Source organism: Marinobacterium rhizophilum DSM 18822 (assembly GCF_000378045.1).
Lineage (GTDB): Bacteria > Pseudomonadota > Gammaproteobacteria > Pseudomonadales > Balneatricaceae > Marinobacterium_A > Marinobacterium_A rhizophilum.
This window is the reverse complement of sequence record NZ_KB899089.1, coordinates 202551-226101: the sequence shown is the minus strand read 5'-3', so window position 1 is coordinate 226101 and position 23551 is coordinate 202551. Positions and strand designations below refer to the sequence as shown.

Annotated in this window: 24 protein-coding genes; 16 read left to right on the top strand and 8 right to left on the bottom strand. The window is 60.9% G+C overall.

Translation table 11 applies throughout. From position 1 onward, the window contains the following. Positions 1 to 55: 55 nt before the first annotated feature. Together F451_RS0101050 and F451_RS0101045 are read left to right on the top strand one after the other, a co-directional pair. Complete coding sequence (locus F451_RS0101050) at positions 56 to 1318, top strand: M48 family metallopeptidase (RefSeq protein WP_020679490.1); 1263 nt, start codon at positions 56 to 58, stop codon at positions 1316 to 1318. Positions 1319 to 1462: 144 nt separating this feature from the next. Continuing rightward, positions 1463 to 2074 (top strand): TetR family transcriptional regulator, encoded by a 612-nt coding sequence (locus F451_RS0101045; RefSeq protein ID WP_020679489.1) that lies wholly within the window; start codon positions 1463 to 1465, stop codon positions 2072 to 2074. Here F451_RS0101045 and rsmD read toward each other — a convergent pair. Further along, positions 2071 to 2697 carry a 16S rRNA (guanine(966)-N(2))-methyltransferase RsmD gene (gene rsmD, locus F451_RS0101040; protein WP_020679488.1) on the bottom strand — a complete coding sequence of 209 codons (627 nt, stop codon included), beginning with the start codon at positions 2695 to 2697 and terminating at the stop codon, positions 2071 to 2073. The genes F451_RS0101045 and rsmD overlap by 4 nt on opposite strands. A 9-nt stretch (positions 2698 to 2706) precedes the next feature. After that, positions 2707 to 3972: a peptidase M16 family protein gene (locus F451_RS0101035; protein ID WP_020679487.1), complete on the bottom strand. Its 1266-nt coding sequence runs from the start codon at positions 3970 to 3972 to the stop codon at positions 2707 to 2709. A 370-nt stretch (positions 3973 to 4342) separates the two neighbouring features. On the opposite strand from F451_RS0101035, the gene ftsY reads away from it, so the two are divergent. From ftsY to trmB, 8 genes are all read left to right on the top strand, one after another. Beyond that, positions 4343 to 5656 carry a signal recognition particle-docking protein FtsY gene (gene ftsY / locus F451_RS0101025; RefSeq protein ID WP_020679485.1) on the top strand — a complete coding sequence of 438 codons (1314 nt, stop codon included), beginning with the start codon at positions 4343 to 4345 and terminating at the stop codon, positions 5654 to 5656. A gap of 84 nt (positions 5657 to 5740) precedes the next feature. Then, on the top strand, positions 5741 to 6412 hold the full coding sequence (ftsE, locus tag F451_RS0101020; protein ID WP_020679484.1) for a cell division ATP-binding protein FtsE: 672 nt from the start codon (positions 5741 to 5743) through the stop codon (positions 6410 to 6412). Next, the gene (ftsX, locus tag F451_RS0101015; protein ID WP_020679483.1) at positions 6399 to 7376 is read left to right on the top strand and encodes a permease-like cell division protein FtsX; all 978 of its coding nucleotides are present in this window, start codon (positions 6399 to 6401) and stop codon (positions 7374 to 7376) included. Before ftsE ends, ftsX begins: the two co-directional genes overlap by 14 nt. A 187-nt stretch (positions 7377 to 7563) precedes the next feature. Next, the gene (gene rpoH / locus F451_RS0101010) at positions 7564 to 8421 is read left to right on the top strand and encodes an RNA polymerase sigma factor RpoH (RefSeq protein WP_020679482.1); all 858 of its coding nucleotides are present in this window, start codon (positions 7564 to 7566) and stop codon (positions 8419 to 8421) included. A 127-nt stretch (positions 8422 to 8548) separates the two neighbouring features. Beyond that, positions 8549 to 8935: a DUF423 domain-containing protein gene (locus F451_RS0101005; RefSeq protein ID WP_020679481.1), complete on the top strand. Its 387-nt coding sequence runs from the start codon at positions 8549 to 8551 to the stop codon at positions 8933 to 8935. Between the two features lie 50 nt (positions 8936 to 8985). After that, positions 8986 to 9186 (top strand): sulfur carrier protein ThiS, encoded by a 201-nt coding sequence (gene thiS, locus F451_RS0101000; RefSeq protein ID WP_026291404.1) that lies wholly within the window; start codon positions 8986 to 8988, stop codon positions 9184 to 9186. Positions 9187 to 9233: 47 nt separating this feature from the next. After that, complete coding sequence (locus F451_RS0100995) at positions 9234 to 10025, top strand: thiazole synthase (protein WP_020679479.1); 792 nt, start codon at positions 9234 to 9236, stop codon at positions 10023 to 10025. Between the two features lie 78 nt (positions 10026 to 10103). Next, positions 10104 to 10796, top strand: a complete 693-nt coding sequence (trmB, locus tag F451_RS0100990; protein ID WP_020679478.1) for a tRNA (guanosine(46)-N7)-methyltransferase TrmB — start codon at positions 10104 to 10106, stop codon at positions 10794 to 10796. 259 nt (positions 10797 to 11055) lie between these two features. Here trmB and F451_RS0100985 read toward each other — a convergent pair whose 3' ends face one another. Continuing rightward, positions 11056 to 12069: an aldose epimerase family protein gene (locus F451_RS0100985; RefSeq protein WP_205623945.1), complete on the bottom strand. Its 1014-nt coding sequence runs from the start codon at positions 12067 to 12069 to the stop codon at positions 11056 to 11058. A gap of 77 nt (positions 12070 to 12146) precedes the next feature. After that, on the bottom strand, positions 12147 to 12929 hold the full coding sequence (locus F451_RS0100980; protein ID WP_020679476.1) for an IclR family transcriptional regulator: 783 nt from the start codon (positions 12927 to 12929) through the stop codon (positions 12147 to 12149). 232 nt (positions 12930 to 13161) lie between these two features. Between F451_RS0100980 and F451_RS0100975 the strand changes: the two genes are divergently transcribed. From F451_RS0100975 to F451_RS0100960, 4 genes are all read left to right on the top strand, one after another. After that, a complete protein-coding gene (locus F451_RS0100975; protein ID WP_020679475.1) occupies positions 13162 to 14877 on the top strand; it encodes an IlvD/Edd family dehydratase in 1716 nt (571 codons plus the stop codon). Positions 14878 to 14950: 73 nt separating this feature from the next. Beyond that, positions 14951 to 15886 (top strand): 2-dehydro-3-deoxygalactonokinase, encoded by a 936-nt coding sequence (locus tag F451_RS0100970; RefSeq protein WP_020679474.1) that lies wholly within the window; start codon positions 14951 to 14953, stop codon positions 15884 to 15886. A gap of 1 nt (position 15887) precedes the next feature. Continuing rightward, complete coding sequence (locus F451_RS0100965; protein ID WP_020679473.1) at positions 15888 to 16499, top strand: 2-dehydro-3-deoxy-6-phosphogalactonate aldolase; 612 nt, start codon at positions 15888 to 15890, stop codon at positions 16497 to 16499. Then, positions 16496 to 17356, top strand: coding sequence for an SMP-30/gluconolactonase/LRE family protein (locus tag F451_RS0100960; RefSeq protein ID WP_020679472.1), 861 nt, complete (start codon positions 16496 to 16498; stop codon positions 17354 to 17356). The genes F451_RS0100965 and F451_RS0100960 overlap by 4 nt, the downstream gene beginning before the upstream one ends. A 386-nt stretch (positions 17357 to 17742) precedes the next feature. Here F451_RS0100960 and F451_RS0100955 read toward each other — a convergent pair whose 3' ends face one another. Next, positions 17743 to 18132: a hypothetical protein gene (locus tag F451_RS0100955; protein ID WP_020679471.1), complete on the bottom strand. Its 390-nt coding sequence runs from the start codon at positions 18130 to 18132 to the stop codon at positions 17743 to 17745. Positions 18133 to 18379: 247 nt separating this feature from the next. After that, positions 18380 to 18871 (bottom strand): Spy/CpxP family protein refolding chaperone, encoded by a 492-nt coding sequence (locus tag F451_RS0100950; RefSeq protein ID WP_020679469.1) that lies wholly within the window; start codon positions 18869 to 18871, stop codon positions 18380 to 18382. Between the two features lie 158 nt (positions 18872 to 19029). On the opposite strand from F451_RS0100950, the gene F451_RS0100945 reads away from it, so the two are divergent. Together F451_RS0100945 and F451_RS0100940 are read left to right on the top strand one after the other, a co-directional pair. Beyond that, positions 19030 to 19734, top strand: coding sequence for a response regulator transcription factor (locus F451_RS0100945; protein ID WP_020679468.1), 705 nt, complete (start codon positions 19030 to 19032; stop codon positions 19732 to 19734). Then, positions 19731 to 21014 (top strand): ATP-binding protein, encoded by a 1284-nt coding sequence (locus tag F451_RS0100940; protein WP_020679467.1) that lies wholly within the window; start codon positions 19731 to 19733, stop codon positions 21012 to 21014. The genes F451_RS0100945 and F451_RS0100940 overlap by 4 nt, the downstream gene beginning before the upstream one ends. A gap of 17 nt (positions 21015 to 21031) precedes the next feature. Here the strand turns inward: F451_RS0100940 and astD are convergent, their stop codons facing one another. Together astD and astA are read right to left on the bottom strand one after the other, a co-directional pair. Continuing rightward, positions 21032 to 22504 (bottom strand): succinylglutamate-semialdehyde dehydrogenase, encoded by a 1473-nt coding sequence (gene astD, locus F451_RS0100935; RefSeq protein WP_020679466.1) that lies wholly within the window; start codon positions 22502 to 22504, stop codon positions 21032 to 21034. Further along, the gene (gene astA, locus F451_RS0100930) at positions 22501 to 23535 is read right to left on the bottom strand and encodes an arginine N-succinyltransferase (RefSeq protein ID WP_020679465.1); all 1035 of its coding nucleotides are present in this window, start codon (positions 23533 to 23535) and stop codon (positions 22501 to 22503) included. The genes astD and astA overlap by 4 nt, the downstream gene beginning before the upstream one ends. Positions 23536 to 23551 lie beyond the last annotated feature (16 nt).

Below are 23551 nucleotides of genomic sequence, written 5' to 3'. Positions count from 1 at the left end.
GGATTATTAAAAAATTTTTTTATATTCATTACAGGTATATGGTGGGAAGGTTCAGATGAAACACAAAGTGATGCGGGCCGGCCGTCGGCTGGTGCTGCCATTAATCCTGGTGAACCTGTCGGGCTGCGCGTCCCTGCAGGCGGTTGACTCGGGAATTTACCAGGTGGTGGACGCCGTCAGCGAGCAGGACCGGGTCACCGGTCAGCGCAGTCTGTCACTCGCCGGGCGCAGCGAACAGATTCGTCAGGGCAATGCCGTTGTTGAACAGTTGCTGCAGGCTGAGGCCCAGGCCGGTCGAAAGCTCAATGCACAACTGGATAGCGTGCAGTATGCCCGTCTGGCACGCCTGTTGGACAGGGTGCTGCGCGTCAGTCACCTGAAGTCCGAACGCTGGCAGCCGGTATTGATCGACCGTGCCGAGTTTAACGCCTTCACCACCGGCGGCACTTATATAGTGGTGCATCTGGGGCTGATGCAGCAGTTAACGGATGATGACGAACTGGCTGCCGTGATCGCCCATGAGGTGGCGCATACGGTGGCCAATCACCCCTTTGAGCGTCAGGGTTTTCAGACGCTGGCCGCATTGACGGGCTCCCGTTCCGCCGGTCGTGATGGTTACCAGGCTGCTTTCACCCATGAAAACGAACGCGAAGCCGACCGCATTGCAGTGCTCTATGCCGCCTTGGCGGGTTTCGACCCGGCAGCTGCGAGTCACATCTGGGCGCGGCAATATCGCGCACAAGGCAATGCCGGCGGGCTCTTCTTCCATACGCACCCGGTAAATCGGGAGCGCGCTGAGGAAACGGCTGCAATCGCCCGCCAGGTTTCGGGCTATTACCGCCCGGGGCGGGAGAATCCCAATGCGGCAGCTCTGCTGGAAGAAAATGTGCTGTGGCACAAGAGCAACCCGGCGCTGGCTGCCGGTCAGGGGGGCGGTGTGGCGGCCCTGCTGGGGACGACACTGGGGGCCTATGTTCAGCATCAGGGTGTGAAACAGGAAGTATCCCGCCAGGCGCAGCAGCAGGCGGTGCTGGCCGCGCTGATGCAGCAGATGCAGCCGCTGGGGGAGACTGTAATGGATCAAAACAGCTGGAAGGTGCGCTGGCGCTACCGTGGCCAGAACGTGTTGGATCATCTTGTTATGGGCGTTTTGGTCAGGGATCAGGCCGGCAAGGTCCAGCGCTTTGTTGCTCCGGTGAGTGGTACGGTAGCGCCCGGCCAGGTGTTCGACGCGCAGTTTCGTTCGCCGCAGCTGAGTGTCGGAGCCTTTGCGTCCATGCAGCTCAAGTATTATGTCGATGACGCGAGGCTGCGCTAAATACCTGCGCAAATACGGCAGGCGGGTCAAACATGCGACCTGCCTTGCTGGGGTTTGTCACAGTACTGTCATTTTTCGGCTATACATTGACCTGCACATGTAAGGCCCGCTTCGGGTCTCACCGTATCTGGCTCAGGAAGGCAAATGGCACGGCGTACACCGCAGGAAGCAGAAAAAACCCGACAGGCACTGTTGCTGGCGGCACTGGACATTTTCAGTGCGCGGGGCGCCGCAGCGGCGTCATTAAAGGAGGTCGCGACTCGGGCCGGTGTAACCCACGGTGCATTGTATTGGCATTTCAACAATCGCGAAGTCTTGCTGGATGCCCTGTTCGAGCGTTTTTCACTGCCCTTTGACCGGCATTATCTGGAGCAGCTGCAGGCGTCGCGGCAGCAGGCACTGGATGCACTGGAAGGCTATCTTCTCGGTCTGCTGCGGGATATCAGCGGGGATGGACAGGCGCAACGTGTTTACCGGCTTTTTTACGCCGGCAATGACAGCTGTGCCGGCATCGCCGCATTGGCTGAGCAACGTCAACAGGCCTTGGGCCAGTGCGTGGGCCATATTCACTATTTTCTCAAGCAGGCGCGCAAGCAGCAGCTGACCGGGCTGAAAAAATCCCAGCTTGAACCCATGGCCAAATCCATCTGCTGCCTGCTGCTGGGCGTTGTGCAGACAGTGCTACTGGCGCCGCAGCTGTTTTCCTGTCGCGAACAGGGGGCGTTGCTGGTGCGCAGTTGTTTGCGGGGTCTCTAAACTTTAGTGCTATCGTCGCGTACGTACAGACTGTAGGTCACCTGGCCCGCGGTTTTACTGCGCAGCGGACGCCAGTTCTCCGGCAGTTGAGGTATTCCGAGTTCGGACTCCGACTCGATGTAGATCAGTGCCCGGCTGGCAAGCAGGTGGCGTGACTCCAGCAGTTCACAGGCCTGTGGCAGCAAGTCGCAGTGAAACGGCGGATCCAGGAAAACCAGGTCGTAGCCGGGCCCAGCACCGGGCTCATGGCGCGCAAGCCAGTCCATGGCCGGCGCTGTGTGAACCTGGGCATTATCCGCCTTGAGCAGTTGCAGGTTGTCACGCAGCTGGCGCACGGCCTGGGTTGCGTTATCGATGAAGGTGACCGAGCCTGCGCCACGGGACAGGGCTTCCAGCCCCAGGGCGCCGCTGCCGGCAAACAGGTCCAGACAGCGAGACCCCGGAACCGAAGCCTGCACCCAGTTGAACAGGGTCTCGCGGACCCGGTTGGGGGTCGGACGCAGGCCTGGCAGGGCGGGGAATTTGAGTTTTCGTCCGCGCCAGGAGCCTGCAATGATACGCAGTTCGCCGCTGGCGGGTTCCGGAGCGCGCGGTGACCGGTTCGACTTGGTGGGTTTGGGCATGCGGCGGCTTCACTGTGCGTTAAGGGTGATAAGAATCTGGGTCTCGGGGGCGAGATATTGCGCGATTATCGGGCCAATGTCATCCCCGGGTACGGCCTGGAGCTGCTCCAGAATGCTGTCCAGGCGTTGCCCGTTCAGGTTATTGAATGCCAGTGTAGCGAGTTGATCCAGCTGGCCCTCCGGGGTCTGCAGGCGGGCGCTCAGTTCACTTAGCAACTGCTGGCGAGCGGCATCAATCAGCGCGTCATTAATCACAGCAACATCCAGCATGTCGGCCCGGGGGGTGGGCTGACCGTCCATGATCAGGGCGTGGTAGCCGCTGTCGCGGGATGATTGCCATACCAGCCGGTAGCGCCCCTGCGTTTCGTCCGGGCGCAGTGCCAGTGCGCGTTGCAGGCTGCTGATCGCCAGTAACTCGGCGGCATAAGTATCCGCACCACGACCGGGCATGCGTGTTCCCTGCAGATACATGGTGGGCTGGCGGGGATCGCTCAGTTGCAGCCGTGTTGGCTGCCTGGGTGACGGCAAGGGCGCACGCCGCGCCAAGGTGTCGCTGTGTGGCTCAGCCGGCTGGGAATTTTCTGTTCTATCCGTTTCATCGGCTCGTGCCGGCGCCCAGGCGATCAGCTGCTCCGCCATTTGCGCGGCATCGGGGCCGCCCATTACCAGCATGGGGGACTGATCAAGCAGTTGGTGAAATTGTTGCAAGACATCGGCTGTCGCTGCCGGGGCATTGTCGCCGGGCTGGAGCTGCTGCTGCAGGTGGTTCAGCAGCCGCTGTGCCGGTTCCTGGCCTTCGATATAGGCCTGCGCGCGGGTGCGGGCCAGCGTCGAGGTCATGGCCCCAGGCTCGGGTGCCTCGTACAGAGCCCGCCGCAGGACGTCCAGCGCGGGCATGGCTTCACCCGCGGGCCAGCGCAGGCTGATCTGCAAGTGATCGGACCGTGGCATGACACTGCTGTCATGCACGGATGCCAGCAGTGTCTGTATCGCCGGCTGCTGCAGGCGTTGCAGCAGCAGCCTGGCCAGTGTCTGTTGGATAATGCGCTGTTCGGGATTAAGCGCCAGCGGGGTGGGCAGCAGCAGACGCAGCTCGTTGTCGGGCCTTTGGGGTTGCTCGATCCAGGAAAGCCGCTGCGCGCCATTGTGGTGTATCGCGGGGTACTGGGGGTCATCTGGCCCCAGGGATGCCAGGAGTATGATCAGCAGCGGCAGGATCAGGATAAGTGCCCTGAGGTACAGTGGATTAAACAGTGGCTTGTAATCGGTGGCCATGACAGCGGGGTTCCGGTAACGGGTGTCGGTGGCGAAATTCCGCCGGTTATCACACCAGGCTTTGGGGGCAGGACAGAACCGCTATCAGTAATGTGTGCGGCGTAATAACTTGCGTGGCGCCTATGATAAGATATTGCGCTCGAAAGTTAAGCCTTTCGCAGGTTTGGAGCACGTTGATGGAAGCTTTGGTCAGATGGCTGGTGCAGAACGAGTGGGACTACTCCATCGTTACCTATGCAGGCGGGGTCGTGTTTTCGGTAGCGATGCTCGCGATATATTTTTACATCCGGGGTGATGACCGCTCCTGAAGCTTTTAAAGTACGGGAAACCGGGTATCGGCGCCCGTTGTTAGCAGATCTGAGGACATTCGATGTTCAAGAAATTCAAATCGCTGTTCGACAAGTCCGGCAGCAAGGAACAGGCGCAGGCTGCTGTAGAAGCAGATGAGGCGCAGCAAACGTCGAAGCCGGCTGAGCCGGATTCGGCTGAGGCTGCCCCGGCCGGGATACCGCTGGAACCCGCTGCTGAGACGGCTGAGACGGCTGAGACGGCTGAGAATGCCGGGGCGGAAGTCGAGTCAGTCGAGATTGTGGTCGAGGACGCGGCGGTTGAAGAAAGCGCGGATAAAGACCTTGTTGAAGCAGCTGCTGCTGATACAAACGACAGCACGGATGTTGCCTCGCAGGACAGCGCACAGCCAGCCGCTTCAGAGCCTGCGCCGGTCGCTGCGCCAACGGCCGCAGTGGCCGATGCGCCAGAAAAAAAACAGGGCATGTTTGCCCGTATCAAGAGTGGCCTGAGCCGCACCAAGGCCAACCTGTCGGCACAGCTCGGCAACCTGTTTCTGGGTGCGAAGGAAATCGATGATGAGCTGCTGGAAGACATCGAAACCCTGCTGCTGACGGCCGATGTGGGTGTGGAAGCGACCAGCGAGATTATCCGTCGCTTGACCGACAAGGTGGCCCGTAACCAGCTGGCCGATGCCCAGGCGTTGCAGCAGGCGCTGCGACAGGAACTGGCGGCATTGTTGCTTCAGGTCGAGCAGCCGCTGCACATTGATACCGCAGACAAGAAGCCGTATGTGATTCTGATGGTCGGCGTCAATGGTGTGGGCAAGACCACGACCATTGGCAAACTGGCCAAGCGTTTCCAGTCCCAGGGCAAGTCCGTCATGCTGGCGGCGGGCGATACCTTCCGTGCCGCCGCGGTTGAACAGCTGCAGGTTTGGGGTGAACGTAACCAGGTGCCCGTAGTCGCACAGCACACGGGGGCGGATTCTGCATCGGTGCTGTACGACGCGCTGCAGTCGGCGCGGGCGCGCAATGTTGATGTCCTGATTGCCGATACTGCAGGGCGGCTGCAGAACAAGGATCACCTGATGCAGGAACTGCAGAAGGTGGTACGTGTTATGCAGAAACTGGACATGGAGGCGCCGCACGAGGTGATGCTGGTGCTGGATGCCGGCACCGGCCAGAATGCAATGAGCCAGGCACGTACCTTCAGGGATGCGGTTGGTGTGACCGGCATTACCCTGACCAAGCTTGATGGCACTGCCAAGGGCGGCATTATCTTTGCCATCGCCAAGCAGCTGGCGCTGCCAATCCGCTATATCGGCGTTGGTGAGCAGGTGGACGATTTGCGTCCGTTCAGCGCCGACGAGTTCGTCAAGGCGCTGTTCGACTAAACCGGCAGGGTTAGAAGTAGACGGTGTCGGCGCTGCCGGCGCCGTTAAAGGGATTTTTGCGTTCAGGCAGGTGCGGGCAACAGCATGGCATTGATCAGTTTCGAAAACGTCAGCAAGCGCTATCTCAGTGGCCAGGAAGCCCTGAGCAATGTGTCCTTTACGCTGCGTGAAGGAGAGATGGCCTTTCTTACAGGCCACTCAGGGGCCGGCAAAAGTACGCTGCTGCGCATGATCATGCTGATGGAGCGTCCGTCCCAGGGCGAGGTGGTGGTAGGCGAGCAGAATCTGGCGCAGCTGAACCGGCATGAACTTCCGTATCACCGCCGGCGTATCGGCGTGGTGTTCCAGAACCATCATCTGCTGTTTGATCGTACCGTGTTTGAGAATATCGCATTGCCGTTGCAGATCTGCGGCTATGAGCCCGAAGATGCGGCCCGGCGGGTGCGCGCGGCCCTGAACAAGGTCGGCCTGCTGGACAAGGAAAACCAGAGCCCGATCAGTCTGTCCAGTGGCGAGCAGCAGCGGGTTGGCATTGCCCGCGCGATCGTGCACAAGCCACAGGTGCTGTTGGCGGATGAACCCACCGGTAACCTTGACCCGGAATTATCCGAAGAAATCATGAAATTGTTTCAGCAGTTCAACCGTGTGGGTACCACGGTGCTGATTGCCAGCCATGATCTGTCACTGATTGAGCGTATGCGCCACCGCACCCTGGTGTTGCGCGGCGGGAGGTTGATTGCCGATGGCCGTGGATGAGAGGAACGCGCCGCGCCGCGGCGCACAGCAGGATCGAATTGACCGCCGGAGTCGTAATCGCAATTGGCGCCGGCACCATGCGCAGGTCGCGCGGCAGAGCTGGAGCCGGCTGTTTGCAACACCGCTGCCAACGCTGATTACGCTGGCAGTACTGGCCATCGCCCTGGCCCTGCCCGGTTTTTTGCTCACTGGGCTGAAGAACATGCAGCAGCTTAGCGAGGGCTGGGATCACGAGCCCCGTATCAGTTTGTATTTAAGTCCTGCGCTGGATGATGCTGCCGCCGACCGTTTCAGCCGAGAGCTGTTGCTGCGCAATGATCTGGTGGCGGTGGATCTGATCAGTCGAGAGCAGGGCCTGCTGGAGTTCAGGGAGCTGTCGCGCTTTGGCAATATTGTTGACCTGCTGGACGAAAATCCGCTGCCGGCAGTGATTACGGTGCAGCCACTGGATCGCTCTCTGGCGGCGTTGCCGCTGCTGAAGGCGAAGCTGCAGGCTCTGGAAGAAGTAGACGAGGCGGTACTGGATCTGGAGTGGCTACAGCGTCTCAGTGCCTTTGTTCAGCTGATCAAGCGCGCGGTACTGGTACTGTGCCTGTTGCTCGCGCTGGCGGTGCTGCTGGTGGTGGGCAATACCATTCGGCTGTCGATTGAAAGCCGGCGTGATGAAATTATCGTTGCCAAGCTGGTGGGCGGTACCGATGCCTGGGTGCGGCGTCCCTTCCTTTATAGCGGTGCATGGTATGGTCTGCTGGGGGCGGTGCTGGCCTGGTGTCTGATTCAGTTCAGCCTGCTGACGCTCAAACAGCCGGTCAGCGAGCTGACCCGGCTCTACCTGAGTGACTTCGAGCCTTCGGGACTGGGGTTGATTGGCAGCCTGATTTTGTTGCTGACCAGCGTGCTGCTGGGCTGGCTCGGTGCCTGGCTGGCGGTGGGGCATCATCTGCGTGAAATCGAGCCCAGTTGAAGCGTTCTCAGCTGCGCCAGGCAAGAGATGAAAGCGTCACACTTGCGGTTTAGGCTGGATGTCGCTATTTTTACCGGTCCGCAGGCAATTCTGGCTTGTCGTGGCCCCGGGAACTTAGATACTCGAGGCCGGTCATATTAGCGGATTCAGGATAGACGAGCCGAACGTAATACTGAGGTAACACCGTATGGGCAAGAGCTTACAAGTCGCCGACATCCTCTCTCCAGGCTGTAACCTGGAAGCCTACATGCGCTCGGTCAGTGCGATCGCCGTGCTGACGGCAGAGGAAGAGCGCGAATTGGCAGAGCGCCTGTTTTATCAGAACGATCTTGAGGCGGCCCGCCGTCTTGTCATGTCGCACCTGCGTTTCGTGGTGCATATTGCCAAGTCCTACTCCGGTTACGGGCTGCAGCTCGGTGACCTGGTGCAGGAAGGTAATGTCGGCTTGATGAAAGCGGTAAAGCGTTTCGATCCGAGCATGGGCGTGCGCCTGGTGTCCTTTGCGGTGCATTGGATCAAGGCCGAAATGCATGAGTTCATTCTGCGCAACTGGCGTATCGTCAAGGTTGCCACCACCAAGGCGCAGCGCAAGCTGTTCTTCAACCTGCGTTCGCAGAAAAAACGTCTGGGCTGGATGAACAACGCTGAAGTCGATGCGATTGCCGAGGACCTGGGTGTTGATTCTGCGGTGGTACGGCAGATGGAAGGCCGTCTGGCATCCAGTGATACGGCCTTTGATGCCCCGGCGGATGAAGACGAAGATCGTGCCTACCTGGCGCCGGCAAGCTTTTTGGAAGACCACAGTGCCGATCCTGCGATGCAGCTTGAGAATTCCGACTGGGAAGAACGTTCCCAGGCCAATCTTCTGGATGCGATGAAGCAGCTCGATGAGCGTAGCCAGGATATTCTGGCCCAGCGCTGGCTGATGGATGAAAAGGCGACCTTGCATGAGTTGGCCGCCAAGTATCAGGTGTCCGCCGAGCGTATTCGTCAGCTTGAAAAGAATGCCATGAAGAAGATCAAGGGCGCATTGTTGCAGGCCTGACCCGCCGATGTGACCTCTGCTTTCAGCCAACAAGGCCGCCTGCGGGCGGCTTTGTCATGTTCAGGACAGCCGGGCCACCCGGTGTCGCCGCACTGCGGTATAATGCGTTCCATTTGGCGAGGTCTGGATGAATACAGCGATCAATCTGCGCCTGGTCGCGTTGAGCGGCTTTTGTGCCGTGGCACTGGGTGCCTTTGGCAGCCATGGTTTGCGCGAGCGCCTGACGCCGCATATGCTCGATGTGTTCGAGACGGCCGTTAGCTACCAGTTTTACCACAGTCTGGCCTGGCTGGCCGTCGTGTTACTCAGTGTGCATCGGCCTTCGCGATGGCTGCACCTGAGCGGCATCTGCTTTGGCCTGGGTATCCTGCTGTTCTGCGGCAGTCTTTATATACTGGCACTCAGTGGTATCCACTGGCTCGGCGCTATCACACCGCTGGGCGGTCTGGCCTTTATGGCCGGCTGGCTGCTTCTGGGCCTGGCGACGCGCCAAATAACCTTTATCAAACAATAGTTGCGGCCGGTGCCTGTCGGCTGGCTGAAAAAAAGTTCGGAATTGGATCAATGCGAATAGTGCTAAACGGTGACACCATGGAGCTGCGTGATGCGAGCAGCCTTGCGGATCTGGTTGAACAGCTGGGTTTGGGCGGCAAGCGCATTGCGGCCGAGGTCAACATGGAAATTGTTCCGCGCAGCCAGCACGCGACGCTGCGCCTGAACGACGGCGACCAGGTCGAAATCGTGCATGCGATTGGTGGCGGTTGAGCGTCGGTACAAAGACCTCTTAATACAATACGAACGGTGGAGACGCAATGTCAGAGCAATTACGCCATGACCCGCTGATTATCGCGGGCAAAGAGTACAGTTCCAGGCTGCTGGTAGGCACCGGAAAATACCGGGATCTTGATGAAACCCGCCGGGCGATTGAAGCCAGCGGAGCGCAGATTGTCACGGTTGCCGTGCGTCGTACCAACATCGGCCAGAATCGCGACGAGCCCAACCTGCTCGAAGCGGTTTCACCGGAAAAATACACCATCCTGCCCAATACCGCTGGCTGCTATACGGCGGACGATGCGGTGCGTACCTGCAAACTGGCGCGCGAGCTGCTGGATGGTCATGACCTGGTGAAGCTTGAAGTGCTGGGCGATCAGAAAACGCTGTACCCCAACATCGTAGAGACTCTCAAGGGTGCCGAGATGCTGGTCAAGGATGGCTTCAAGGTCATGGTTTATACCAACGATGACCCCATCGTCGCCAAGCAGCTCGAAGACATGGGCTGTGTGGCCGTGATGCCGCTGGGATCCCTGATCGGCTCCGGCCTCGGTATCCTCAACCCGCACAACATTCGCCTCATCATGGAAGCGGCCAATGTGCCCATTCTGGTGGATGCCGGTGTCGGCACGGCGTCCGATGCCGCCCTGGCCATGGAAATGGGCTGTGAAGGCGTGTTGATGAACACCGCCATCGCTGCGGCACGGGATCCGTTGCTCATGGCCTCCGCCATGCGCAAGGCCATTGAAGCGGGACGCGAGGCCTTTCTGGCCGGTCGCATGCCGCGCAAAAAGTACGCCAGTGCGTCTTCCCCCATGGACGGCATTATCTGATGCAACAGCTGGTGCCCGGTAAGCCGGGCGCCAGCCGTCACGCGAAACCTGTAACCCGTAACCCTAAGTAAGCCGAGAATGACTGAAGATCAGAAACCGATGCGCGCCGTGCGCAGTTTCGTCCTGCGTGCAGGGCGAATGACCGAAGGCCAGCAGCGTGGACTGGATGAAGCCTGGCCTGAAATGGGGCTGGAAGTCGCCGGTGGCATGATTGAGCCTGCGGCCGTGTTCGGACGCGAAGCACCGCTGGTGCTGGAGATCGGCTTTGGCATGGGCGATTCCCTGCTGCAGATGGCCCGCCAGATGCCAGAGAAGAACTACATCGGTATCGAGGTGCACCGCCCGGGTGTGGGTCGCCTGCTGAACAATGCCCGCACCGAAGGGCTCGGCAATATCCGTGTGTATGCCGAAGATGCCGTGGAAGTGCTGGCGAAGTGCATTCCCGATGGCAGCCTGGACTGCCTGCAGCTGTTCTTCCCCGATCCCTGGCACAAGAAAAAGCACAACAAGCGCCGCATCGTGCAGCCAGCTTTTGCCCAGACCGTGCGCAGCAAGCTGAAAATCGGTGGCCAGTTCCACATGGCGACCGACTGGGAGAACTATGCCGAGCACATGATGGAAGTCATGAGCGCCGCCGAGGGCTACCGCAACATCGCCGGTGCCGGCGAGTATTCGCCGCAACCGGATTTCCGCCCGGTGACCAAGTTCCAGAACCGTGGCGAGAAACTCGGTCACGGTGTCTGGGATCTGATTTTCGAGCGTATCTCGTAAACCGGCGTACCTTGGCGAACACGAAAATGCGGACATGTTGTCCGCATTTTTTTTGCCTGTCGTTTGGGGGGCGGGCTTTGGCCGAAAAGGTACAAAACCCATGGTTGAGCGACGGCGGTCTCGCCGCGTCACGTACCAATACGCAAAGAGCAAATAGTTCGCTGTATGGCTGGCTTCACCGGGGCATTATCGGCCGCAGCATTCGTTTATGTTAAGGATGGGCATGCGTATAGCAGCCAGGCTCTACGGCTGATCGTCCTCAGACCGGCCCTTCAAAACACAATGCGGTGGTCTGTCGGTAGACATCGCCCGGTGCCAGTGCGATGGACGGGAAGGCATGATGGTGCGGCGCGTCTGGCCAGCGCTGGGCTTCCAGGGCCAGGCCGGCATGGGGGCCGTAGGGCGCCTTGCTGAGCGTATGCTGTGCCGGCGCGCTGATGTGCCCGCCATCATAGACCTGCAGGCCGGGCTCGGTGCTGTGCAGCTGCAGGCCGATGCCGGATTTGGGGCTGAACAGGCGGGCTATTCGGCGCAGTGGCTGCACCTGCCGGGCCAGGCAGAAGTTGTGGTCATAGCCTGAATCGGGTTCGGTGCTGCGCAGAGGCCGCGCGGTGCGAAAATCAAAGCGCGTACCCTGAACGGGGGCGATCTCGCCGGTGGGAATCAGTTCGGCATCGACCGGCAGGTAATGGTCGGCATCGATCTGCAACTCATGTTCAAGAATGTTCGGGCTGCCATCCAGGTTGAAATAGCTGTGGTGGGCAATATTGCACAGGGTCGGGGCGTCGGTGACGGCCTCGATGTCCAGCTGCAGTGTCGCCTGCGCACTGATGCGATAGGTCAGGCGGACATCCAGCCGGCCCGGGAACCCCATGTGGCCATCAGGCAGGCTCAGACCCAGCGTGATCTGCGTCTCATCTGCCTCGATGATGTTCCACAGCAGCGTATCCATGCCGTTGGCACCGCCGTGCAGCAGGTGTTTTTCGGTGCCCTGCAGCGCAAATGCATGGTCACTGCCGTTGATACAGGCGCGGCCGCCGGCGATGCGGTTGGCCACGCGCCCGACATTGGCGCCGAAGTAACGCATGCTGTCCATGTAGGGGTCAAACCGGTCGGCACCCAGCACCAGCGGGTGCGCGATGCCGTCCAGTCGCAGATCCTGCACGCTGGCGCCGTAGGTCAGAATAGCTGCGCGCAGGCGGCCGGACTGCAGCCAGTGGCGATGCACCGGCTGGCCGGTTTTCAGATAACCAAAAATTTCTGTTTTCGACACAATAACCACCGTTGCGAGGAATCTTGCAGGGGATGAGCCTGGCGTGTCGTTTTTCAACGGTCTGCCAGGCCTCGGGACTACATTTCCGGGAACTGCCAGAGGTCGGCCTGTTCACCGATTCTGCGGGCCGTTTCGAGCAGGTCCGGCTTGAATTTTTCCAGTGTCTGCAGCGTATAGCGTTGCGTGGAGGTCGCAATGGACAGGCCGCCGAGCACCTTGTTGCTGCCGGAAAGTATGGGAGCGGCGATACAGATGATATTGGGCTCGTGCTCCTCTCGGTCAAAGGCCACACCGTCCTTGCGTATGCTGTCCAGTTCGGCACGCAGGGCCGCAGCGGAGGTGAGGGTGTGAGCTGTGTAGGCATGGTAGGCCTGCTGTGCCAGGCACTGCTCGCGGTGGGCGTCGTCCAGGAAGGCCAGCATGGCCTTGCCCACCCCGGTGCAATAGCCCGGCCCTATCTTGCCGGCATCGGAAAACATGCGCAACGGCGCCGCCGGACTGCGCTTGTCCACGTAGAGCACCTGGCCGTGATCGAGCTGCGCCAGATGCACGGTCTCGCCGACCCGCTGCGACAGCGCATCCAGCAGAGGGCGTGCGATGGGCGCCAGGGAGGACTGCTGCCAGGCGGCATGGGCCAGCTTTACCAGCCGTACACCCAGACTGTAGACCTGGCGGTCCGCATCGTAGCTGAGCATGCCCTGACTGGTCAGGGTCTGCAGCAGGCGGTACAGCGTGGCCTTGGGATGTTCGCTGTCGGCCAGCAGCTCGCTGAAGCGCACCGGGTGGCCGATAGCGGCAACCTGATCCAGCAGGTTCAGCGCCTTGCCGACCGTGCCATCACTGTTTTTAGCTGCTGTCATCCAGGCGTCCTCATTTTTTCATTGTGCCAAACTGTGTAATCAGCGTTGACAAACATAGGCTGAATCCCGCATATTTTCAATAGTTGGTACTCTGTTTCAGTATGTGAAACCATTTCCTGAGAAAAACGACACAAGAATACGGTGATGTGACGGCTGATGACAGGCATACGGATGCCGGTGTTGGGGTCAGTCGCCGTCCCAGCGACCCGCAGGGTCCTTGAAGGCAAGCAGTATGACAACCAAGAAAACGCGCCGCTCCCAGGCCTGGTACGGCAAGCTCGACCGTGACGGCTTCATTCACCGCAGCTGGATGAAAAACCAGGGCTTTCCGGATCATGCCTTTGACGGTCGTCCGATCATCGGCATCTGTAACACCTGGTCGGAGCTGACCCCCTGCAACTCAGGCCTGCGGGACCTGGCCGAGGCGGTCAAGCGTGGTGTCTGGGAGGCCGGCGGCTTTCCGGTCGAATTCCCGGTGATGTCGCTGGGCGAAACCCAGATGAAACCCACCGCCATGTTGTTCCGTAACCTGCTGGCCATGGATGTGGAGGAAAGCATCCGTGCCTACGGCATCGATGGCGTGGTGCTGCTGGGCGGCTGCGACAAGACCACCCCCGGCCAGCTGATGGGCGCCGCCAGTGTCGACCTGCCGACCATCGTGGTGTCGTCCGGGCCCATGCTCAACGGCAAATGGCGGGGGCAGGATATCGGCTCGGGCACCGATGTGTGGAAGTTCTCCGAGAGCGTGCGCGCCGGCGAAATGACGCTGCAGGACTTCATGGCCGCGGAGTCCGGCATGAGCCGTTCGGCCGGGGTCTGCATGACCATGGGCACGGCCTCCACCATGGCCTCCCTGGTGGAAGCCATGGGACTCTGCCTGCCCACCAATGCTGCCTTGCCGGCGGTGGATGCCCGCCGTGCGGCGCTGGCGCATCTGACCGGCAAGCGCATTGTCGAGATGGTGGAGGAAGACCTCTGCCTGTCGAAGGTGCTGACCAAGGCGAGCCTTGAAAACGCCATTCTGGCCAATGCGGCCGTGGGGGGCTCCACCAATGCGGTGGTGCACCTGCTGGCGATTGCCGGTCGCGCCGAGATCGATCTGTCGCTAAAGGATTTCGAACTCGGCGGCGACATTCCGCTGCTGGTGAACTGCATGCCGTCCGGCAAATACCTGATGGAAGACTTTTGCTACGCCGGCGGTATGCCGGTGGTGCTCAAGGAGCTGGCCGCGCATCTGCGCCCTGCCAATACGGTGCTGGGCAAGGACATCTCGGCCTATTCCGAGGGCGCCGAGTGCTTTAACAGCGATGTGATCCGCAGCCTGGATGCCCCGCTGAAACCCGCGGCCGGCCTGCGGGTGCTGCGCGGCAACCTGGCGCCCAGCGGTGCCATCATCAAGCCGTCGGCCGCGTCCGAACACCTGCTGGATCACGAAGGCCCGGCCTATGTGTTTGAAAGCATTGAAGACATGAAGGCGAACATCGACCGCCCCGACCTGGCCGTGGATGAAAATACCGTGCTGGTGCTCAAGGGCTGCGGGCCCAAAGGCTATCCGGGCATGCCGGAGGTGGGCAACATGCCGATTCCGCGCTGTCTGGTGGAGAAGGGCGTGCGCGACATGGTGCGTGTCTCCGATGCGCGCATGTCGGGCACGGCTTTTGGCACCGTGGTGCTGCACGTGGCCCCCGAGGCCAATGCGGGCGGGCCCCTGGCGCTGGTGAAAACCGGCGACCGGATTCGCCTCAATGCCCGCGAGGGCGTGCTGGAGCTCAAGGTCAGCGAGGCGGAACTGGAAGAGCGTCGCCAGCACTGGACGCCGGAGCCGCCGCATTACAGCCGTGGCTACGCCAGGCTCTATATCGATCACGTCATGCAGGCCGACCGCGGCGCTGACCTGGATTTTCTGGTGGGTAAAGACACCCGCCCCGTTACACGGGAGAGTCACTGATGTCCAAGTTTGTCAGCTTTCACGACCTCAAGGGTGCCAGCGTCTTCGTGACCGACGGCGTAGTGGTGACCGGATGAGCATCACCGACAAAAGTACCGATAGCACTACCGATATAAGAGCAGACTGGATCGCCGTTGACTGGGGCACCAGCCGAATGCGGGCCTGGGCCATGTCGGCCGACGGCAAGGTACTGGCCAGCACCAGCAGCGACAAGGGCATGGGCAGCCTGGCACCGGATCAGTTTGAAGACGCGCTGCTGGCCGACATCGGCCAATGGCTGAGCCCGGGCCAGCGCACCCGCGTGGTGGCCTGCGGCATGGTGGGTGCGCGCCAGGGCTGGGTGGACGTCCCCTACAAGGCCGTACCCTGCGCGCCGGCCGGGCAGCTGATGGCGGCACCGGTAACCGATGCGCATATCGACGTGCGGCTGTGCCCCGGGCTCAAGCAGCTGGCGCCCGCCGATGTGATGCGCGGCGAGGAAACCCAGGTGGCTGGCCTGCTGGCGGCCCGGCCCGGTTTTACCGGCGTGGTCTGTCTGCCGGGTACCCACAGCAAGTGGGTGCGGGTACAGGATGGCCAGATCACGGCCTTTCAGACTTTCATGACCGGTGAGCTCTATGCGCTGCTGGCCGAAAAGTCAGTGCTGCGCCACTCCATAGCCCCGCACGGCTGGGATGCGCCAGCCTTTGCCGCGGCCATCGAAACCGCCGTGGACACGCCGGCCGCGGTCTCTGCCCGGCTGTTTTCGCTGCGGGCTGAAGCCCTGCTGGCCGACCTTGCGCCCGAGACTGCCCGGGCGCGGCTGTCCGGGTACCTGATCGGGCTCGAGCTGGCGGCGGCCAGACCGTATTGGGGCGGGCAGCCGGTGGCCATCATCGGCGCGACGGCACTGGGCCAGCACTACGCGACGGCGCTGCAGCTGCTGGCTGCACGCAGCGAAATTCACGATGGCGAGGCGCTGACGCTTCAGGGGCTGCACGCCGCCTACCAACAACTCAGCGGAGATTAAGATGCAAGAGCGCGAACTGATTGCGATTTTACGGGGTATCCAGCCGCACGAAGCCGTGGCGATCGCCGAGGTCCTGATCGAGGTTGGCATTACCAAGATCGAAGTGCCGCTGAACTCGCCGGACCCGCTGGACAGCATTTCCCGAATGGTGCGTGCTTTCGAGGGTCAGGCGACCTTTGGCGCCGGCACCGTGCTGAGCTGCGATGACGTAGACGCCGTGGCGCAGACCGGTGCCCGCATGATTATTTCGCCTAACTGTGATCAGGCGGTGATTCGTGCCACCAAGGAGCGGAGCATGTTGTCCTACCCTGGCGTGCTGACGCCCAGTGAATGCTTTACCGCGCTTGCGAACGGCGCGGATGGCCTGAAATTTTTCCCGGCCTCGATCATCGGCCCGTCCGGCGTGGCGGCCATGCGCGCCGTACTGCCGGCGGCGGTGCCGGTGTACGCGGTGGGCGGTGCCAGTGCCGACAACTTCGCCCAGTGGATGGAGGCCGGTGTGCAGGGGTTTGGCATCGGTTCTGCCCTCTACGCGCCCGGCCGCAGTGTCGCCGAGGTGCGGGCGCTGGCGCTGGGCATGGTCGAGGCTTATGACCGGGCAACCGCGTCATGATGCAGGTCTATGACAACACCGTCTGCGGCCTGGGGGAAGGCCCCCTGTGGCATCCGCTGCGCGAGCAGCTGTTCTGGTTCGACATCATGGGCAAGACGCTTTACTGCCGTGATGGCGAGCAACTGCATCAGTGGAAGTTTGACGAGCATGTCTCGGCGGCCGGCTGGGTGGATCGCGATACGTTGCTGATCGCCAGCGAAACGGCACTGTTGCGCTTTGATATTAATAGCGGTGCGCACAGCAAGGTGATTGCGCTGGATGCCGACAATCCGGTCACGCGTTCGAATGATGGCCGAGCAGATCCCTTTGGCGGCTTCTGGATCGGCACCATGGGCAAGCAGGCGGAGCCAGCGGCCGGTGCCATCTATCGGTATTACCGGGGTGAACTGCGACAGCTTGTCGGCGATGTCTCGATATCCAATGCGATCTGCTTTGCGCCGGACAAAAGCTGCGCGTACTACACCGATACGGTTGAGCAGATCATCTGGCGTCAGCCGCTGGATCCGCTTCATGGCTGGCCGGCGGGCGAGCGAGAGCTGCTGCTGGATCTGCGTGCTGAAAACCTGCACCCGGACGGCGCGGTCTGTGATGCCCAGGGCAATCTGTGGATGGCTCAGTGGGGGGCTGGGCGTGTTGCGCAGTACTCGCCGTCGGGCGAGCTGCTGCAGGTTATCGCGGCGCCAGCCGCCCATGTCACCTGTCCCGCGTTCGGCGGCCCGAACCTGCATCGGCTCTACGTGACTTCGGCCACCCAGGACCTGTCGGCCAGCGAGATCGCCGCAACGCCTGCGGGTCAGACGCTGTACATGGATACGGATGTCACCGGTCAGCCCGAACACTCCGTTATGCTGGCGTAATAGCAGGACCGGTCCAAGGCACGCGTTTGCTGGCCGTTGCACGGGCTCCCTGGCAGCCTATCGGGCTTGGCCGGTCGTAGCGAGGGAAAGACCGATTTGTTCAGCACATCCATGTGCTTCACCCCTTCGGGGTTTGCACGTTCAATCGTTCCCGACGATTGATTGAGTTAGTTCTTGAGCTCTATTTAACACTTGGAACGCAGTGGAAAGAATCGCTTTAGCGGGGTCGCAGACCGAGGAGCCCGCGACGAGAAATAAAAAGAGTACGGAAAATGACCCCTCTGTGCCGGAGAGAATCGGCTTTTCCGCACGACTGCATGGATGCAGGAGGTAGGGCGAAGCAGGATGCCCGAGCCGAGTAGATCATTGTTAAGTCCGACAGGCTGCTAAAGCCAGACGCGGACGGGGGCTTGTGGCAGTTCTGCGCTCTGGCGCTGGGGCGGCTCCTGTTCCGGCGGGCAGGCTGGGTTGGATCGCCACAGACGAAGTGCCGAGTCTGAATCTGCGCCAGGCTGGTGCCCGTCGCTAAGGGTGGGTGATTCGAGTGAATCGCTGACGGGCCTGAAGCGGGTTTCCTGCCCTGGCGTTTGATACTGCATGCGCAATAGCGGACCCTGGACGGAAAACGTCGGACTGTGACTGTACGGACTCTGCAGGTCCTGCGGACCGCATTCGAGCGTATTGGCCTGTAACAGGGTACTGAACAGCAGACCTGATATCAGCAGTGGCAAAGCCAGCAGGGCTGCTTTGCGGTGTGAGTTGATTGCTGTGTTCATGGTTTCTGGATACCGTCTTGGCGCATTCGCCGCGGGGTACCGGAGTCAGGCGGCCTGTTGCCAGAGATCCTGATTGGGTACGGCGCGGGTATGCAGTGGGGGCTGCTGTCGTGGCAAAGTGTTGCGACGAAGCAGAACATGCATTTTTTTCAGTAAAGTTGCAAACATAGTCGCATCCCTGTGAGTTGACTGAACGCGAGGACGGACCTGAAGCCCGTCCCCGCGCAAGATACAGACCCCGTCGCGGTTACCAGCCCTGGTGGTGCCCATCGCCGTGACGGCCATGGTGGCCGCGCCCTTCCATCTTTTCCATTCGTTTCTCGCCCATCTCGGCGAGTTTCTCTTCCTGCGCGTCGGTGAGGATATCCTGCATGGCGGCGCGCTTGGCCTGCCGTTCGCGGATCTGCTCGCCGAGCTGCTCCTGAGCCTGCAGGATCAGGGCATCCAGACGCGCATTGTAATCGGCGGCAGTGGTATTCAGATCACGCAGCTGACGGTGCAGTTCACGCTGTGCGTCCCGGTTGGCACTATGCTCGGAAGGTCCGGCCATCAGTTCCTTTACCTGGGCTTGCTGCTCTTCTGTCAGATCGAGTGCCTCGCTCATGCGCTCAAGGCGCTTTTCCTGGTGGCGCTCATGGCGTTCGCCGTCGTTGTCGCCTTGGCCGTGTGCTATCGCCAGGCCGCTTGCGGTGCCGGCCAGTGCCAGGGTGGTCATAACGATCATCATGGATTTACGCATTGTGTCTCTCCTGTTGTGCTTTGATCTGTCGCGTTTTGATGAGTCCAGTATTCGGTATTGGCGCGCAAACTTGGGTTACGGCACTGTAAAGTTGGGTAAAGGCTCTGGGTTCTGTCTGAGGCAGCGTTATGATGAGACCTGAATGCTGAGGAACCATAATGAAAGAGCGACTGCTGCTGGTGGATGATGATGTCGAACTGTGCGAACTGCTGGGCGACTATCTGCGTCACGAAGGTTATGACATTGACTATGCCCATAACGCCAATGAGGCACTGGCGCGGCTGGAGGGCAGCCACCCTTATAGCCTGATGGTGCTGGATGTGATGATGCCGGGCCAAAGCGGCCTGGAATTGCTGCAGCAGTTGCGCCCGCGGGTGCAGTTGCCGGTCATCATGCTGACCGGCCGGGGCGAAGAAATAGACCGCATTCTGGGACTCGAAATGGGCGCCGATGACTATCTGGGCAAGCCCTGCAATCCGCGCGAGTTGCTGGCCCGCATTCGGGCCATTCGCCGGCGCAGCGATGCGGCCAGTCAGCAGATCGAGTTCCCGCAACAGCCCATCGAGCTGCACGACATTCGCCTGGATCCAGGCATGCGTGAAGTGCGGGTGGCGGGTGAGGTCGTTGAGCTGACCAGCGCCGAGTTCAATGTACTGGCTTATCTGCTGCACAATGTCGGCCGGGTGATGACCAAGGCGGAGCTGACCGAGCGCGTGTTGCATCGTCCCTTGACGGCCTATGATCGCGCCATTGACGTGCACGTGAGCCGATTGCGGCAAAAACTGCAGGGTGCCGGTGACCCTCGGGAGCTGATCAAAACCTTGCGCGGCGAAGGCTATATGCTGGTGCGGGAGGCTGGATGAAGTGGTATCGCAGCCTGTACTGGAAGATCTTTCTCGCCATCTGGCTCAGCAGTGTGCTGGTCATTGTTGCCACGGTACTGATTGTTGGCAGCATGGCGAGCCACGAGCGCGACGCCGAGGTACAGGAAGCGCGGGCCTATGCCCTGGCAGAGCGGATTCTGGAGCGTTATGAGGAGGGTAAACGGCTCGACAGGTTCCCGCGGAACAAGCGATCCCGCGGCATTCCAGGCATTCGCATTGTGGAGCTGCACGGCCGCGAGCCGGTGATAGATACCCTGCCGCGGCATGGGCCGGGTGCCAGGCCGGAGTTGACCTTTGAACTGGTCTCCGAATCCGGGCGCAGCTATCGGGTTCAGGTGGGCGCCTGGCCGCCGCAAGAACCCTTTGGCCGTTTTGTCGGCTTGCTGGTGTCCGTACAAATCGTGTTGATCCTGCTGGTCTCTGCGTTGACCAGCCTTGTGCTGACCTGGCTGGTGGTGCGTCCGCTGAAGCGCTTGCGACTGCACACCCGGGCGCTGTCTGAGGGTGATCTATCGGTGCGCACGGATCAGAAACTGGCGGTACGGGGTGATGAGATTGGCGAGCTGGCGCGCGAATTCGATACCATGGCGGACTATGTCGAGCGCACCCTGGGCGCAAGTCAGCGCCTGATGCAGGATGTCTCCCATGAGCTGCGCGCCCCGCTGGCACGTCTGCAGGCCGCGGCCGGGCTGCTGGAGCAGCGCCTGGGCGAGGGCGATCCGCTGTTGCAGCGCCTCAACCGTGAGTGTGATCGAATCGACCGATTGATCACTGAAATACTGTCGTTGTCGCGGCTCGAGGCGCTGGAGTCGGTGTCCGAGGTCTTCAATGTGCGCGAGCTGGTGATGGAACTCAAAGAGGATATCCGTTTTCAGCAGCCTGACCGGCCGCTCTCCATCGAGTTGCCGCAAAGTTGCCGGGTACGGGGCAACCGGCAGTTGCTGGAGCGTGCCCTGGGCAACGTATTCAATAATGCGCTTAAACATACGCCCGCAGGTGCCGCTATTGAAATGCGCCATAGTCTTGTTGGTACAACGCATGAGTTGCGAATTCGGGATCATGGCCCGGGCGTGGCCGCCGAAGCGTTGCAGCAGCTGTTCGATCCGTTCTTTCGCCAGCGTAGCGATACCCGGTCAGACGGTTATGGCCTGGGACTGAGTATTGCGCGGCGGGCGTTGCGGATCCTCGGTGGCAGCATTGAAGCGCGCAATCATCCCCAGGGCGGGCTGGAACTGCTGATCCGCTTGCCGGTGGCTTAGCGGTTAGCGGTAAGGGTTCAGAGCGTCAGGCCGGGTGGCAGCGTTGCGGGCATCTCAAGTTGTTCTGCTTCCTGGGAGGCGACCGGATAGGCGCAGTAGTCTGCCGCGTACCAGGCGCTGGGCCTGTGATTGCCGCTGCGTCCGATACCGCCAAAGGGCAGGCCGCTACTGGCACCGGTGAGTGGGCGGTTCCAGTTGACGATACCGGCGCGGATGCGCTGCAAAAACCGCTGGTACAGCTGCGCGTCGCTGCTGAACAGGCCTGCGCTAAGACCAAAGGCCGTCGCATTGGCAAGTTCCAGCGCCTCATCGAAGCTGTCGTAACGGATCAGCTGCAACAGCGGCCCGAAATATTCCCGATCCGGCAAATTATGTACCGCACTGACATTAATCAACCCGGGCGACAGTAGCCCGGTACCGCTGCGCAGATGGCTCATGGACACCAGCACCCGGGCACCCAGTTGCACCAGGTCATGCTGCGCCTGCAGCAGATGCTTTGCCGCCGATTCACTGATCAGGGCACCCATAAAGGGCTGCGGCTGCTGGTTGTAGGGCCCCACCTGAATATCCAGCACGGCTTGGCGCAGTTGCTCGATAAACTGATCTCCACTGCGCCCCCTGGGTACCAGCAACCTGCGTGCACAGGTACAGCGCTGACCTGCGCTCAGGTAGGCCGACTGAATTGTCATCAGCACCGCTGCAGTTACGTCCGGCGTATCGGCCACGATCAGCGGGTTGTTGCCGCCCATTTCCAGTGCCAGAATTTTTTCCGGATGACCGCCAAACTGCTGATGCAGATAGCTGCCGGTCTCGGCGCTGCCGGTAAAGAACAGGCCGTCCAGACCCGCATGGGTAGCCAGCGCCTGGCCGGTGCTGCGCCCGCCCTGCAGCAGGTTCAATACCCCGTCAGGCAGATCGGCTTTCTGCCAGAAGTGCAGGCAGAGCTCCGCCACGCGCGGCGTGAGTTCACTGGGTTTGAATAGCAGTGTATTGCCCGCCAGCAGCGCCGGGATGATGTGTCCGTTGGGCAGGTGCCCCGGGAAGTTGTACGGGCCGAAGACAGCCACCACGCCGTGGGGATGATGGCGCAGCGTGGCGGTGATGCCATTGCTGTGCTGACGCTTCTCGCCGGTACGCTCCAGTGCCGCCTGAATTGAAATGTCGGCCTTGCCGATCATGGCCGTCACTTCGGTGGTCGCCTCCCAGAGTGGTTTGCCGGTTTCCTGGCCGATGGTATCGGTAAGCAGATCACGGTGCTGTTCCAGCTGGGTCACAAAACGGCGGATCAGGGTCGCGCGCTGTTCAAAGGTCATCAGCCGCCAGTGTTCATAGGCGACACGCGCAGCATTGACAGCCTCGTCGACCTGTTCGCTGCTGGCGGCACGCCCGCGCCAGATACGCTGGCCGTTGCCCGGGTTGAAAGATTCCATGTCGACGCCGTCACCATGGCACCACTGACCATTGATAAACAGGGAAGCAGCTTCGGTCATTCGGACTGTCTCGCTTTAAGTGGCACAATGCGCAGGGGGTCGCCGTTGGTAACCCGCAGTGCGTCGGCCAGCTCGTGGCTGATCTGGACCGCACTGCCTTCAGGTTGCAGCGGCGCGACGGTGCAACGAAAGTGTTCCAGCAGGGTATTGCTGATCAGGTAGAGATTGTCGCCACGGGCGGGCGTATCGCTGATACGGGCTTTCACGTAACGACTGTCGCGCACGCTTCGAATATCGCTGAGCCGCGTCGCCACTGTGGGGCCGGCATCGAAAATGTCGATATAGCCTTCGAACCGGAAGCCTTCGTTTTCCAGCATGCGCTTGGCCGGTTCGGTGTTGCGATGCACCTGCCCAATCACCCGCTGGGCGTCCTTGGGCAGCAGGTGCAGATAGATGGTGTGTTTTGGCATGAGTTCGGCGATGAATATCTTGTTGCCCGAACCTGTGAGGTAATCCGCCTGCGAGTATTCCATGGAAAAAAAGTGCCGGCCCAGACCATCCCAGAACGGCGAGCGGCCCTTGTCATCGGAGTAGCCCCGCATTTCTGCGATCACCCGCTCGGAAAAGCGCTCCGGGTACTCGGCCATGAACATGAATCGACTCTTGGACAGCAGGTTGCCGTTACTGCCCTTGCGAAAGTCGGGTTTCAGGTAAAGGGTGCAGACTTCGGCGCAACCGGTGTAGTCGTTGCACAAATCCAGCGTACGAAAATTGTTGTAGACGTTCAGTTCGCGCGAGGCATGGACGACCGTGCCAATACGGTAGTGGTACCAGGGTTCGCTCAGGCCCACCGCCGCTTCGATACCGCTGGTTCCGATTACCTGGCCGCTGGCAAGATCCTCCATGACGAACAGATAGCTTTGACTGCCATCCAGTGCGGCATCCTGTTGCAGGGTCACACGGGTGCGCTCGATCTTGGCCTGCAGCAGTTCGCGGTTGTCCGGCAGTGATGTAAAACCAGGACCGGACTCGATGGCAATGTCGCACAATGTATCCAGGTCGGTTTCGCAGATGGGCCTGATTACTATCATTTAACTCTCCCTGGCA

Coding starts and splice junctions, on each gene's coding strand:
- F451_RS0101050 (WP_020679490.1), top strand. CDS start 56: ATGAAACACAAAGTGATGCGGGCCGGCCGTCGGCTGGTGCTGCCATTA.
- F451_RS0101045 (WP_020679489.1), top strand. CDS start 1,463: ATGGCACGGCGTACACCGCAGGAAGCAGAAAAAACCCGACAGGCACTG.
- rsmD (WP_020679488.1), bottom strand. CDS start 2,697: ATGCCCAAACCCACCAAGTCGAACCGGTCACCGCGCGCTCCGGAACCC.
- F451_RS0101035 (WP_020679487.1), bottom strand. CDS start 3,972: ATGGCCACCGATTACAAGCCACTGTTTAATCCACTGTACCTCAGGGCA.
- ftsY (WP_020679485.1), top strand. CDS start 4,343: ATGTTCAAGAAATTCAAATCGCTGTTCGACAAGTCCGGCAGCAAGGAA.
- ftsE (WP_020679484.1), top strand. CDS start 5,741: ATGGCATTGATCAGTTTCGAAAACGTCAGCAAGCGCTATCTCAGTGGC.
- ftsX (WP_020679483.1), top strand. CDS start 6,399: ATGGCCGTGGATGAGAGGAACGCGCCGCGCCGCGGCGCACAGCAGGAT.
- rpoH (WP_020679482.1), top strand. CDS start 7,564: ATGGGCAAGAGCTTACAAGTCGCCGACATCCTCTCTCCAGGCTGTAAC.
- F451_RS0101005 (WP_020679481.1), top strand. CDS start 8,549: ATGAATACAGCGATCAATCTGCGCCTGGTCGCGTTGAGCGGCTTTTGT.
- thiS (WP_026291404.1), top strand. CDS start 8,986: ATGCGAATAGTGCTAAACGGTGACACCATGGAGCTGCGTGATGCGAGC.
- F451_RS0100995 (WP_020679479.1), top strand. CDS start 9,234: ATGTCAGAGCAATTACGCCATGACCCGCTGATTATCGCGGGCAAAGAG.
- trmB (WP_020679478.1), top strand. CDS start 10,104: ATGACTGAAGATCAGAAACCGATGCGCGCCGTGCGCAGTTTCGTCCTG.
- F451_RS0100980 (WP_020679476.1), bottom strand. CDS start 12,929: ATGACAGCAGCTAAAAACAGTGATGGCACGGTCGGCAAGGCGCTGAAC.
- F451_RS0100975 (WP_020679475.1), top strand. CDS start 13,162: ATGACAACCAAGAAAACGCGCCGCTCCCAGGCCTGGTACGGCAAGCTC.
- F451_RS0100970 (WP_020679474.1), top strand. CDS start 14,951: ATGAGCATCACCGACAAAAGTACCGATAGCACTACCGATATAAGAGCA.
- F451_RS0100965 (WP_020679473.1), top strand. CDS start 15,888: ATGCAAGAGCGCGAACTGATTGCGATTTTACGGGGTATCCAGCCGCAC.
- F451_RS0100960 (WP_020679472.1), top strand. CDS start 16,496: ATGATGCAGGTCTATGACAACACCGTCTGCGGCCTGGGGGAAGGCCCC.
- F451_RS0100955 (WP_020679471.1), bottom strand. CDS start 18,132: ATGAACACAGCAATCAACTCACACCGCAAAGCAGCCCTGCTGGCTTTG.
- F451_RS0100950 (WP_020679469.1), bottom strand. CDS start 18,871: ATGCGTAAATCCATGATGATCGTTATGACCACCCTGGCACTGGCCGGC.
- F451_RS0100945 (WP_020679468.1), top strand. CDS start 19,030: ATGAAAGAGCGACTGCTGCTGGTGGATGATGATGTCGAACTGTGCGAA.
- F451_RS0100940 (WP_020679467.1), top strand. CDS start 19,731: ATGAAGTGGTATCGCAGCCTGTACTGGAAGATCTTTCTCGCCATCTGG.
- astD (WP_020679466.1), bottom strand. CDS start 22,504: ATGACCGAAGCTGCTTCCCTGTTTATCAATGGTCAGTGGTGCCATGGT.
- astA (WP_020679465.1), bottom strand. CDS start 23,535: ATGATAGTAATCAGGCCCATCTGCGAAACCGACCTGGATACATTGTGC.